This window comes from Novosphingobium album (ex Liu et al. 2023), assembly GCF_029076845.1.
Lineage (GTDB): Bacteria > Pseudomonadota > Alphaproteobacteria > Sphingomonadales > Sphingomonadaceae > Novosphingobium.
Genome location: NZ_JARESE010000036.1, coordinates 37,748 through 49,522, shown reverse-complemented (window position 1 = coordinate 49,522; position 11,775 = coordinate 37,748). Strand labels below are relative to the sequence as shown.

Annotated in this window: 8 protein-coding genes and 1 pseudogene; 7 read left to right on the top strand and 2 right to left on the bottom strand. The window is 69.9% G+C overall.

All coding sequences use genetic code 11. The features are described from left to right. Nucleotides 1–6: 6 nt before the first annotated feature. Nucleotides 7–423, bottom strand: a complete 417-nt coding sequence (locus PYV00_RS11665) for a secondary thiamine-phosphate synthase enzyme YjbQ (protein WP_275228439.1) — start codon at nt 421–423, stop codon at nt 7–9. A gap of 132 nt (nt 424–555) precedes the next feature. Between PYV00_RS11665 and PYV00_RS11660 the strand changes: the two genes are divergently transcribed. From PYV00_RS11660 to PYV00_RS11640, 5 genes and pseudogenes are all read left to right on the top strand, one after another. Then, nucleotides 556–1,164 carry a TetR/AcrR family transcriptional regulator gene (locus PYV00_RS11660; protein ID WP_275228438.1) on the top strand — a complete coding sequence of 203 codons (609 nt, stop codon included), beginning with the start codon at nt 556–558 and terminating at the stop codon, nt 1,162–1,164. Between the two features lie 428 nt (nt 1,165–1,592). Continuing rightward, a complete protein-coding gene (locus tag PYV00_RS11655; RefSeq protein WP_275228437.1) occupies nt 1,593–2,027 on the top strand; it encodes a hypothetical protein in 435 nt (144 codons plus the stop codon). Continuing rightward, the gene (locus PYV00_RS11650) at nt 2,024–3,298 is read left to right on the top strand and encodes an efflux RND transporter periplasmic adaptor subunit (protein WP_275228436.1); all 1,275 of its coding nucleotides are present in this window, start codon (nt 2,024–2,026) and stop codon (nt 3,296–3,298) included. The genes PYV00_RS11655 and PYV00_RS11650 overlap by 4 nt, the downstream gene beginning before the upstream one ends. Before the next feature lie 151 nt (nt 3,299–3,449). Continuing rightward, nucleotides 3,450–6,630 (top strand): annotated as a pseudogene (locus PYV00_RS11645) (efflux RND transporter permease subunit). A gap of 10 nt (nt 6,631–6,640) precedes the next feature. Continuing rightward, the gene (locus tag PYV00_RS11640; RefSeq protein WP_275228435.1) at nt 6,641–8,071 is read left to right on the top strand and encodes a TolC family protein; all 1,431 of its coding nucleotides are present in this window, start codon (nt 6,641–6,643) and stop codon (nt 8,069–8,071) included. A gap of 125 nt (nt 8,072–8,196) precedes the next feature. Here the strand turns inward: PYV00_RS11640 and PYV00_RS11635 are convergent, their stop codons facing one another. Continuing rightward, the gene (locus tag PYV00_RS11635; RefSeq protein ID WP_275228434.1) at nt 8,197–9,888 is read right to left on the bottom strand and encodes an ArnT family glycosyltransferase; all 1,692 of its coding nucleotides are present in this window, start codon (nt 9,886–9,888) and stop codon (nt 8,197–8,199) included. A gap of 29 nt (nt 9,889–9,917) precedes the next feature. Between PYV00_RS11635 and rfbF the strand changes: the two genes are divergently transcribed. Further along, complete coding sequence (gene rfbF, locus PYV00_RS11630) at nt 9,918–10,691, top strand: glucose-1-phosphate cytidylyltransferase (protein WP_275228433.1); 774 nt, start codon at nt 9,918–9,920, stop codon at nt 10,689–10,691. Continuing rightward, nucleotides 10,676–11,770, top strand: coding sequence for a CDP-glucose 4,6-dehydratase (gene rfbG, locus PYV00_RS11625; protein WP_275228432.1), 1,095 nt, complete (start codon nt 10,676–10,678; stop codon nt 11,768–11,770). The genes rfbF and rfbG overlap by 16 nt, the downstream gene beginning before the upstream one ends. The last annotated feature ends 5 nt before the right edge of the window (nt 11,771–11,775 follow it).

The following is an 11,775-nucleotide window of genomic DNA, read 5'->3' as shown; positions in this document are numbered from 1 at the left end:
CCCCCATCATTCGCCGATCACGTGGACCGCGATCTGGCGAGTGTGGCCGATCCGCCGATGCTCGGCAAGGTAGATCCCCTGCCAGGTTCCCAGCATCATCCGCCCGCCCAGCACGGGGATCGGCAGGGTCACGCCGGTCAATGTCGCGCGCAAGTGCGCGGGCATGTCGTCGGGCCCTTCATCGTCGTGCGCATAGGGATCGCCTTCGGGCGCGAGCCGTTCGAACCAGGCGGCCAGATCGGCGCGCACCGCGCGCGCGGCGTTCTCCTGGATCAGCAGCGAGGCCGAAGTGTGGCGGCACAGCAGCGTCACCAGCCCCTCGCCGATCCCGGTGGTGCCGAGCCATCCGGCCACCTCGCGCGTGATCTCGGTCAGGCCCCGGCCGGGCGTGGTGAAGCTGAGGATCGTGCTGGCCTGGCGCATGGCCCTTGTTGACACCCCGGCGCATTGCTTTCAACTGAACGCGACAGGCGAGAGAGATACCATGCACGGCCCGAAAATGCCCGACAGCAACAACTGGACTGTTGCGCCCCGCGCACCTATATACCGATCGGTATGAAATGCTCCGCCTCTCCTGTCCGCGGTCGCCCGCGCGAATTCGATCCCGACGTGGCCCTGGCGGCCGCGCTGCGCGTATTCTGGCAGCACGGCTACGAAGGCGCCTCGCTCAGCGAGTTGACCGAGGCCATGGGCATCACCAAGCCGAGCCTTTACGCCTGCTTCGGCAACAAGGAAGCGCTGTTCCGCAAGGCGCTTGACCTCTATGAGCGCGAGAAGCTGTGCTATGTCGGCATGGCGCTGGAGGCGCCGACCGCGCGCGGGGTGGCCGAGCGGCTGCTGCGCGGCGCATTGGCCACCCATTGCGGCGAAACCGATCCGCAAGGCTGCCTGGGCGTGATCAGCACGATCGCTTGCGGCGTGGAGGCCGAATCGATCCGCCAGGACGTGATCGCCCGCCGCGCGTCGTCCGAAGCGGCGCTGGTCGAACGCTTCCGCCGCGCCCACGCGGAAGGCGATCTGCCCGCGAGCGCCGATCCCGAGGCGCTGGCCACCTATCTCACCACGGTGATGCAGGGCCTGTCGCTGAAGGCCAGCGCGGGCGCGACTCGCGAGACGCTGGAAAGCATCGTCGCCACCACGCTGGCCTGCTGGCCCAGCGCCTGACCGGCACCGCCCGCGCCGCGAAAAAGCGGGTTCATCGGCCGATCAGCCCTTGAAATCGGCGTTCGAGCGATAATCTTACCAAGCGGTACACAATTTCCGCTTGACGCGACCGCCCCCAACAATATATACCGATCGGTACAGAAGATAGCCGGCCCATCCCGGGTCAGGAACGGAGGTCCGATGCGCGAAGTGATGCAGGGCCGGTGTTGACCGGCTGATCCCTGGTGCCGCCCGCGTCGCGGGCAGTTCCTGACAATCAGGTTTCCACCGCCTTCCGGCGCGCGGGGGTTCACACGACCGCGCGCCAGGAGGCGGCCATCCCGACAAGTTCCGGCGTCCCTTGCGCCGGCAAGCCCCGGCGCGCGCCTATCCCCCACCCCCCTCGTGGCGCGCGCCGGGCACCCCCAGAAGAACAGGGAGCAAGCAAGATGGCCTTCATCGAATTCTCCGAGGCAGCGCCTCAATCCCTTGCCGGTCCGCAAGTGGCCCGGCCGATCCCCGCCCCGGCGCCGGTCGCCGTGGCCCCCGCCGCCGCGGCGGCGCGGCCGCACGAATTCTCCGCGCTGGAATGGCGCGTGATCGAGCTGGCGCGCGGCGACGGGCTCGATACCCTGCGCCCGCAGCGCAAGCGGTCCTGGCTGGCCCGGCTGATCCTGGGCCCCACGCCGCCTTCGCCGATGCTGGCGGACGAGCGGCTGGAAGCGCTGCGGCGGCTGGCGGTCCACGCCTGGCACCACGGCTATACCCTGCCCGCCTCGGCGATGAAGCAAGCCTTCGCCGTCGGCTACAGCGAAAGCCAGGTCGGCTCGGTGATCGACACGATCGCCGGATATCGCCCGGCATTCCGGAGGCTGTCCGCATGAACCTGCCGTTCGTTCCCGAAGAAGGCGCGACGTATGGCGAGGCGGCGCAGGCCCGCCCCGCGCGCGATCGCCGGCTGCGACGCATCGGCATCGCGGCGGTGGCGATCGCGGCCATTGCCGGGCTGGGCTGGAAACTGGTGGACCACCCGGACACCGCCGTGGCCGCGATGCCCCCGGCCATGGTCCAGGCGGCCCATCCGCTGGTGCGCGAAGTGACGCAGTGGGATGACTACGTCGGCCGCTTCGCCCCCAGCCAGTCGGTCGAAGTGCGCCCGCGCGTATCGGGCGCCATCACCGCGATCCACTTTCGCGATGGTGACTATGTGCAAAAGGGCCAGCCGCTGTTCACGGTCGATCCGCGCCCTTATGCCGCCGCGCTGGCCGAGGCGCGGGCCGATGTCGCTTCGGCGCAAAGCGCGCTGGCGCTGGCCCGGGCCGATTACGCGCGCGTCGCCGGGCTGACCGGCGACGAAGCCATCGCCGCCGGCGAGGTCGATGCGCTGCGGGCCAAGGTCCGCTCCGCCTCGGCCGCGCTGGCCGCCGCGCAGGCCCGCGTGCGCAGCCGCGCGCTCGATGTCGAATTCGCCACCGTGCGCGCGCCGATCTCGGGCCGCGTCTCGGACCGGCGCGTCGATGCCGGCAACCTCGTCTCGGGCGAGGGTGGCGCCAACGCAACGCTGCTCACCACGATCAACGCGGTCGATCCGATCTACTTCAGCTTCGACGCCTCCGAAGCGCTGTTCCTCAAGGCGCAGCGCGACCGGGCGGAGAACCGCGCGCCCGCCGATGTCGAAGTGCGCTTGCAGGACGAGGCGGACTATCGCTGGAAAGGTCGGCTGGATTTCACCGACAACGGGCTTGACCCGCGATCGGGCACGATCCGCATCCGCGCCAGCTTCGCCAATCCCCAAAGGTTCCTGACGCCGGGCATGTTCGGCAACATGCGGCTGGCCAGCGGCGGCAAGATCAAGGCCCTGCTGGTGCCCGATGCCGCGATCCAGTCCGACCAGACGCGCAAGATCGTGCTGGTGGTTGGCAAGGATGGCGCGGTGGCGGCCAAGCCGGTGGAGATCGGCCCGCTGGTGGATGGCCTGCGCGTCGTGCGATCGGGCCTTTCGCCCAGCGACACGGTGGTCATCTCGAACTTCGGCTCGGCCATCGCCGGGGCGAAAGTCGCGGTCAAGCCGGCGACGATCCGGCCCCAGCCCGGCGCCCGGCCCGCTGCTGCTCCGTCCGAACCCATGGCCGCGCAGGCGACCCTGGAGGACTGATCCCGGACGCGCGACGGGCTGGCCCCGTCGCGCGCCGGGCAGGCCGGTTCGGCCCAGGCGTATTTTTTCCGGCCCGGATGCATCGGCATCTTCGGGGCGGCGTATGAGCGCGTCCGGCGTGGCGCGATTTCCCGCAAAGGGGCATGAAAACATGCGATTTTCCCGGTTCTTCATCGACCGGCCGATCTTCGCCGGCGTGATCGCGGTCATCATCACCGTGGTCGGCGCGCTGGCCTTCTTCGGCCTTCCGGTCAGCCAGTATCCCGAAGTCGTCCCGCCGACGGTGACGGTCTCGGCGCAATATCCCGGTGCCTCGGCCGAGACCGTGGCCGATACCGTCGCCGCGCCGATCGAGCAGGAGATCAACGGCGTCGACGACATGCTCTACATGAGCTCGCAATCCACCGGCGACGGCAAGGTGACGATCACCGTCACGTTCAAGATCGGCACCGATCTCGATGCCGCGCAAGTCCTGGTGCAGAACCGGGTCGCGGTGGCGACGCCGCGCCTGCCCGAGGAAGTGCAGCGCCTTGGCGTGGTGACGCGCAAGACATCGCCCGACTTCCTGATGGTGGTGAACCTGCAATCGCCCGACGGCACTTATGACCGCAATTACCTGTCCAACTATGCGCTGACCCAGGTCCGGGACCGGCTGGCCCGCATCGAGGGGGTGGGCGACGTCCAGTTGTTCGGCGCGCGCGATTACGGGATGCGCATCTGGATCGATCCGGGCCGCGCCGCCGCGCTTGACCTTACCGCCGGCGAGATCCTTGCGGCGCTGCGCGCGCAGAACGTGCAGGTCGCTTCCGGCGCGCTGGGCGCACCGCCGGTGGCCACGGGCAATGCCTATCAGGTCGGCGTCGAGATGCAGGGCCGCCTGGCCGATCCCGACCAGTTCCGCGACATCGTCATCCGCACCGATCCCGATGGCCGCCAGGTGCGCGTGCGCGATGTCGCGCGCGTGGAGCTGGGCGCGCAGGACTACAACCTCAACACTTATCTCTCGGGCAAACCGACCGTGGTGATCGCCGTGCTGCAGCGCCCCGGATCGAACGCGCTCGATGCCGCGCAGGCCGTGCAGGCCGAGATGGATTCGCTGGCGACCAAGTTCCCCAAGGGCCTGGAATACAGCGTCATCTACAACCCCACCGAGTTCATCGCCCAGTCGATCGACGCGGTGTACCAGACGCTGTTCGAGGCGATGGTGCTCGTCGTCATCGTCATCCTCGTGTTCCTGCAGAAGTGGCGCGCGGCGGTGATCCCGATCATCGCCATCCCGGTCTCGCTGATCGGCACCGCGGCGATGCTGGCGGCGCTGGGCTATTCGCTCAACACGCTGTCGCTGTTCGGGCTGGTGCTGGCGATCGGCATCGTCGTCGATGATGCGATCGTCGTGGTCGAGAATGTCGAACGCTATATCGAGGAAGGGCTGTCCCCGCTCGAAGCCTCGCGCCGGTCGATGGACGAGGTGGCCGGCGCGCTGATCGCCATCGTGCTGGTGCTGTGCGCGGTCTTCGTGCCGACGCTGTTCCTCACCGGGCTTTCGGGCGCGTTCTACCAGCAGTTCGCGGTGACGATCTCCACCGCCACGGTGATCTCGCTGGTGCTCTCGCTCACGCTGTCGCCGGCGCTGGCCGTGCTGCTGCTGCGCCCGCACATCCACCCCGGGCCCGACGCGCCGCGCTGGCAGCGCATGACGCTGGGCGCGGCGGACCCGCTTCAACGCGTGGTTCGAACGGCTGTCGCAGCGCTATGCGCGGCTCACGCGCAAGCTGGTGCAGCGGCCCCGGCAAGTCATGCTGACCTACGCCGGCCTGATCGCGGCGACGCTGGGCCTGTTCTGGGCCACCCCCACCGGCTTCGTGCCGCAGCAGGACCAGGGCTATTTCCTTGCCGCCGTATTCCTGCCCTCGGGCTCGTCGCTCGAACGCACGGACGAAGTGACGCGGGAAGTGGCCAGGAAGCTGCTGCCGATCGCGGGCATTCGCGGCGCGGTGATGTTCGCGGGCTTCCACGGCCCGTCGCGCACCGCCTCGCCCGATTCGGGCGCGATCTATTTCCCGTTCAAGAGCTTCGAGGAACGCCGGAAGCTGGGCGTGACTTATGCCGGGATCATGGCCGAGGCGCAGAAGGCCGTCGCCGGCTATGACAAGGCGCAGATCATCCTGCTGCCCCCGCCGACGATCAACGGCATCGTGCCCGCCGGCGGCTATCGCATGATCGTGGAGGACCGCGAGGGCCGGGGCTATACCGAGCTGGCCAAGGCCACTGGCGCCCTGGTCGGCAAGGCCAACCAGACGCCGGGGCTGGCGCAAGTCTACACGCTGTACAACGAAGCCACGCCGCGCGTCTTCGCCGATGTCGACCGGCGCAAGTCGGACCTGCTCGGCGTGCCGCCCGAACGCGTGTTCGAAGCGATGCAGGTCTATCTCGGCAGCGCCTTCGTCAACGACTTCAACCTGCTGGGCCGCACCTACCGCGTCACCGCGCAGGCCGACGCGCCCTATCGCGGCTCGGTCGCCGATATCGCCAACCTCAAGACCCGCTCCAACTCGGGCGCGATGGTGCCGATCGGCTCGGTCGCGAACTTCGAGGACAAGACCGGGCCTTACCGGGTGGTGCGCTACAACCTGCTGCCGGCGATCGAGCTGGATGGCAATACGGCGCCGGGCTATTCCTCGGGCCAGTCGCTGGCGACGATGGAAAAGATCGCCGACGAGGCGCTGCCGGCCGGCTATGGCCACGAATGGACCGGCATCGCCTTTCAGGAACAGACCGCCGGCAATACCGCCGGGATCGTCTTCGGCATGGCGGTGCTGTTCGTCTTCCTCGTGCTCGCCGCGCAGTACGAGAGCCTGACCTTGCCGCTGGCGATCATCCTGATCGTGCCGATGTGCCTGTTCGCGGCGATGCTGGGGGTCAACCTCAGGGGCATGGACAACAATATCCTGACCCAGATCGGCCTGGTCGTGCTGATCGCGCTGGCCGCCAAGAACGCGATCCTGGTGGTGGAGTTCGCCAAGCAGGCCGAGGAGGAACGCGGCATGTCGCCGGTGGAAGCGGCGGTCTATGCCGCGCGCACCCGGCTGCGCCCGATCCTGATGACCAGCTTCGCCTTCATCCTGGGCGCGGTGCCGCTGGTCTTCGCCGAAGGCGCGGGCGCGGAACTGCGGCAGGCGCTGGGCACCGCCGTGTTCTTCGGCATGGCCGGGGTCACTGCCTTCGGGCTGCTGTTCACGCCGACTTTCTACGTCGTGTGCCGCGCGCTGGCCGATCGGCTGCGCCGGCGCCCGCGCCGCGAAGCCTCGCCCGCGATGCTTCCGGCCGAATAGGACAAGTGCCATGACACCACGCAATGCCCTTACCCTGCTGCTGGCCGGCGCCAGCCTTGCGGCCTGCGCCGCCGGGCCGGACTATGTCGCGCCCGCGCCGCTGCCGGCGGCCGCAGCGCCCTTCACCGGCACCGCCGCGACGCCGACGGTCAGCGATGGCCAGCCGCAAGCCGACTGGTGGCGGCTCTACGACGATCCGGTGCTTGACCGTCTGGTGGCCGACGCGCTGGCGGCGAACACCGACATCCGCGTCGCGGTGGCGCGGATCGAGCGGGCCCGCGCCTCGCTGCGCGGCGCGCGATCGGATCGCCTGCCCGCGACCGATATCGGCGCCACCGCGACATATGGCCGCGTATCGGAAAGCCAGGCGCTGCCCGGCGTGGATCGTGAGCGCCGCACCGTCGATGGCGGGATCGAGATCGGCTACGAGCTTGACCTGTTCGGCCGCGTCCGGCGCGGGATCGAAGCCTCGCGCGGCGATTATGCCGCCGCGCGCGAGGATGCGGATGCGGTACGCGTCACTGTCGTATCCGATACGGTGCGCGCCTATGTCGATGCCACCAGTTCGGCCGAGCGGCTGGCGGTGGCGCGGCGCACGGTCGAGCTGCTCGACGGTTCGGTGCGCATCACCGACGCGCGCCAGCGGCATGGCCTGGCCGACCGGCTCGACGTGATCCGCGTCACGCAATTGCGCGATCAGCAGCAGGCTGCGATCCCCGCGCTCATGGCCGATCGCGACGCGGCGCTGTTCCGCCTCGCCACGCTGACCGGGCGCACCCCGCAGGATCTGCCCGAAGACGCCCGGACGCGCACCACCACACCCGACGTGGCCGAGGCGATCCCGGTGGGAGACGGGCGCGCGCTGCTGGCCCGCCGGCCCGACGTGCGCGCGGCCGAGCGGCGGCTGGCGGCCGATACCGCGCGCATCGGCGTGGCCACCGCCGATCTCTATCCCCGGATCACGCTGGGCGGATCGCTGGGCACCACCGCCGTGGGCGCCACCGACGTGTTCGGCGGCGGCCCGCTGCGCTGGCTGCTGGGCCCGATGATATCCTGGGCTTTCCCCAACCAGGAAGCGATCCGCGCGCGCATCGGCGAGGCACGGGCCGATACCGCCGCCGATCTCGCCACGTTCGACGGCACCGTGCTGCGCGCGCTGGAAGAGACCGAGACGGCGCTGTCGGCCTATCGCAACGCGCTGCTGCGCAAGGCGACGCTGACATCGGCACGCGACGCCGCCGAGCGCGCCGCCAATGTCAGCCTGGCGCGCCAGAAGCGCGGGCAGATCGACTTCCTGACCGTGCTCGACGCACAGCGCACGCTGGCCGCCTCCGAAGCCGATCTGGCCGAAGCGACCCGCGCCGTCGCCTTCGCGCAAGTGGACCTGTTCCGCGCGCTGGGCGGGCGCTGGGACACCGGAGAACCCGCGCTGGGCGGGTGATCAAGCGGTGTCGGCCCGTTCCCCCACCCGGCCTTCCATCGACAATATTCTGTGGGAAGCCGGGTGGGGGAACGGGCCGGCACCGCATTCGAAATGCGCTCTTCCGCGCATTTCGCAAGAGACCTCTACCGCGCCTTGCGCAGCCGCACGATCTCGACTGGCGGCCCGCCGACCTGCCCGGCGACGGGGGCGAACGTCCTGACGACGCGCCCGCCCGCGATCAGGTCCGCATAGCGGGCGTATTCGCCGGGATAAGTCGCGCGCTCCGCCCGGTAGCGCTCGTAGTGCGACAGCACCGCGTAATCGGCGCGGCAAGTGTCGATCAGCGCGGGGGCGACATGGCCCAGATCGACCACCGGCTGGCCACCGCGTGACTTTTCCACTTCGGGCGCCGAAACGCGGCGCTGCAGGATCGCGCGCGCATCGATGCAGCCGGCCGAGCCGAGCGGGAACAGCACGGTCCAGGGCCCGCGCAGCAGATCGATCGCGGCATGTTCGACCAGGATCGAGGAGCCGGGCGGAACATGGCCCCGCAGCCAGACGGAGGCGAGCTGGCGCGTATCGTGCCGCCGTTCCTCGGCCCGCTGCCCGACGGTGGCGAGCATCGGCGTGAGTACCAGGGCCAGCAGCGCGAGAAGCGCGAGCTGCCCCGCCAGCCGCCCGCGCCAGGACGCGATCGCGCCAACGGCCCGGTCAAGGCTCCAGCCCAGCCCCAGCGCCAGGAACGGCAACACCGGCACCAGCCAGCGCTCCCAGATCAGATGCTGGGTCGACACCACCAGCAGGAACAGCGCGAAGCCGGGGCAGACCGCGATCCGCCACGCGCGGTCGCCCCACGCGGCCAGGATCGCCCCGCCCACGGCCGCGACCAGCCCGAGCACGCCGAACGAGGCCGCCAGCGGGCCTTCGCCATACCAGGCGATATTGCCCAGGAAACCATGCCCCGTGGCGCCGGGATGCATGGGCCGCGCCTCGGCGGTAAGATCGCGCAGCACGGTCGCATGGTCGATCAGCAGATAAGGCGAAACCGCCAGCAGCGCCGCCACCGCGACCGGCACGACCAGCAGCGCGCGCGCCAGCCCGCCGGGCCGCCGGGCGCGCAGTCCGGCGCTGAGCCCGGCGCACAGGGGGCACAGCAGGATCGCCGCCGCCGGCCACTTCGTCGCCACGGCAAGGCCCGCGAACAGGCCCGCCAGCACGATGTCGCGCAGCCGGCCCTGACGATGGATGGCGATGGCGCACAGCACGCAGGCCAGCATGAATGCGCTTGCCTGCATATCGGTGCGGATCACTTGCGACCAGGTGATGTGCACCGGGTTCACCGCCAGCACCAGCGCGGCGGCAAGCCCGGCCCGCCGGCCCCACAGCCGCCGCCCGATCCGGTAGGTCAGCCAGACGCAGGCCAGCCCGCTGGCCACGATGAACAGCCGCGCCGGCAGGAAGACGATGCCCGGATCGGCATAGACCGCGCCGGCGAACGCGGAAGCATCGGCAAAGCGCCCGCGGGCGATGCCCAGCACGGCGACCAGCAGCATGACCAGCGCCAGGCCATAGAGCGTGACCGTGCCCGGATGGCCGAACCATTGCGGATTGAGCGAATGGCGCGCCAGCATGTCGATGGCGGTCATCATGAACAGCGGCTCGTCCGGGTCGTTGAGCGCGGGCAGGCCGAAGCCCAGCCCGTCCAGCCGCAGCAGCAACGCCAGCAGCAGGATCGCCGCGATCGGCGCGTGCGCCGCCATCGCGGCGGGGATCGACCTGCGCGCGGCGATGGCGGCGGGAATCGGCTTACGGGCTGGCTGGGGCGACTTCGTCATGGTGTCGAAGGACATGACGTGGAGGACCCATGCGAACCGTAATCCTGGCCGGTGGCCTCGGCACCCGGATAGGCGAGGAAACCGCCGTACGCCCCAAGCCGATGGTCGAGATCGGCGGAATGCCCATCCTGTGGCATATCATGAAAATCTACTCGGCGGCCGGCTTCAACGATTTCGTCGTCTGCCTGGGCTACAAGGGCTATGTCATCAAGGAGTTCTTCGCCAACTACTACCTCCAGACATCCGACGTCACCATAGATTTGCGCAATGGCAACGGCATGGAGATCCACCGCGCCCGCAGCGAGCCCTGGCGGGTGACGCTGGTGGAGACCGGCCCCACGACGATGACCGGCGGCCGCCTTGCCGCCGTGCGGCCCTATCTCGACCCGGACGAGCCGTTCTGCTTCACTTATGGGGATGGCGTCGCCGATATCGACGTGGGCGCGCTGGTCGATTTCCACCGCGCGCACGGCGCGCGCGCCACGATCACGTCGGTCTCGCCCCCCGGCCGGTTCGGCGCGCTGGCGTTCGATGCGGATCGCGTCACCGGCTTTCGCGAAAAGCCCGATGGCGATGGCGGGCGGATCAACGGCGGTTTCTTCGTCGCCGATCCTTCCGTGCTCGATCTGGTCGACGGGCCGCAGACCGCGTGGGAAGCCGAACCGCTCGAACGCCTCGCGCAGGCGGGCGAGCTGATGGGCTACCAGCACGACGGGTTCTGGCAGCCGATGGATACGCTGCGCGACAAGAACTACCTGGAAGACCTGTGGAACACCGGGAGCGCGCCGTGGAAGCGCTGGTGAGCTGGGCCGGCCGCCGCGTCCTCGTCACCGGGCACACCGGCTTCAAGGGAAGCTGGCTGGCGCTCTGGCTCGATGCCATGGGCGCCGATGTCACCGGCTTCGCGCTGCCCGCGCCGACGCAGCCAAGCCTGTTCGAGACTGCCCGCATCGCCGAGCGCCTGCGCCACATCGAAGGCGACGTGCGCGATCCCGCCGCGCTTGCCGCGGCTTTCGCGGCGGCGCGGCCCGAAGTGGTGTTCCACCTCGCCGCGCAGCCACTGGTGCGCCTGTCCTATGACGATCCGGCCGGCACTTACGCCACCAACGTCATGGGCACGGTCAACGTGCTGGAGGCGGCGCGGGCCGCGCCTGGCGTGCGGGCGATCGTCGCCGTCACCAGCGACAAGTGCTATGAGAACCGCGAGTGGATCTGGCCCTATCGCGAGACCGATCCGATGGGCGGGCACGATCCCTATTCAAGCAGCAAGGGCTGCGCCGAACTGGTCGTCGCGGCCTGGCGGCGCTCGTTCTTCGCGGGCGAAGGCGCGCCTGCCCTTGCTTCGGCGCGCGCGGGCAATGTCATCGGCGGCGGCGACTGGGCCGCCGACCGGCTGGTGCCCGATCTGGTCCGCGCCTTCGCGGCCGGCGCCGCGCCACTGATCCGCAATCCGCAGGCGGTGCGCCCGTGGCAGCACGTGCTCGAAGCGCTGGGCGGCTATATCCTGCTGGCTGAGCACTTGCTTACCGGCGACCGCACCTTTGCCGAAGGCTGGAACTTCGGCCCCTCGGACGAGGATGCCCGGCCGGTCGCGTGGATTGTCGAGCGGATGCGCGCCGCCTGGGGCGATGCCGGGGCAATGGTGCCCGATCGCGGCCCGCGCCCGCACGAGGCGGGCCTGCTGCGGCTCGATTCGGCCAAGGCGCGCGCCGCGCTCGGCTGGCAGCCGCGCCTGCGGCTGGAAACCGCGCTCGACTGGATCGTCGACTGGCACAAGCAGGTGGACGCGGGCGCAGACGCGCGGGCGGTGACACTGGCGCAGATCGCCGCCTATCGTGCGCTCGCCGGGGGTGGTTCGCAGGAGAATGCCCGCGCCGCCTGAGCGCG

What these genes read in the sequence shown, in the direction of transcription:
- PYV00_RS11640 (WP_275228435.1), top strand. Translation starts at nt 6,641, where the DNA reads ATGACACCACGCAATGCCCTTACCCTGCTGCTGGCCGGCGCCAGCCTT.
- PYV00_RS11650 (WP_275228436.1), top strand. Translation starts at nt 2,024, where the DNA reads ATGAACCTGCCGTTCGTTCCCGAAGAAGGCGCGACGTATGGCGAGGCG.
- PYV00_RS11665 (WP_275228439.1), bottom strand. Translation starts at nt 423, where the DNA reads ATGCGCCAGGCCAGCACGATCCTCAGCTTCACCACGCCCGGCCGGGGC.
- PYV00_RS11655 (WP_275228437.1), top strand. Translation starts at nt 1,593, where the DNA reads ATGGCCTTCATCGAATTCTCCGAGGCAGCGCCTCAATCCCTTGCCGGT.
- PYV00_RS11635 (WP_275228434.1), bottom strand. Translation starts at nt 9,888, where the DNA reads ATGACGAAGTCGCCCCAGCCAGCCCGTAAGCCGATTCCCGCCGCCATC.
- PYV00_RS11660 (WP_275228438.1), top strand. Translation starts at nt 556, where the DNA reads ATGAAATGCTCCGCCTCTCCTGTCCGCGGTCGCCCGCGCGAATTCGAT.
- rfbF (WP_275228433.1), top strand. Translation starts at nt 9,918, where the DNA reads ATGCGAACCGTAATCCTGGCCGGTGGCCTCGGCACCCGGATAGGCGAG.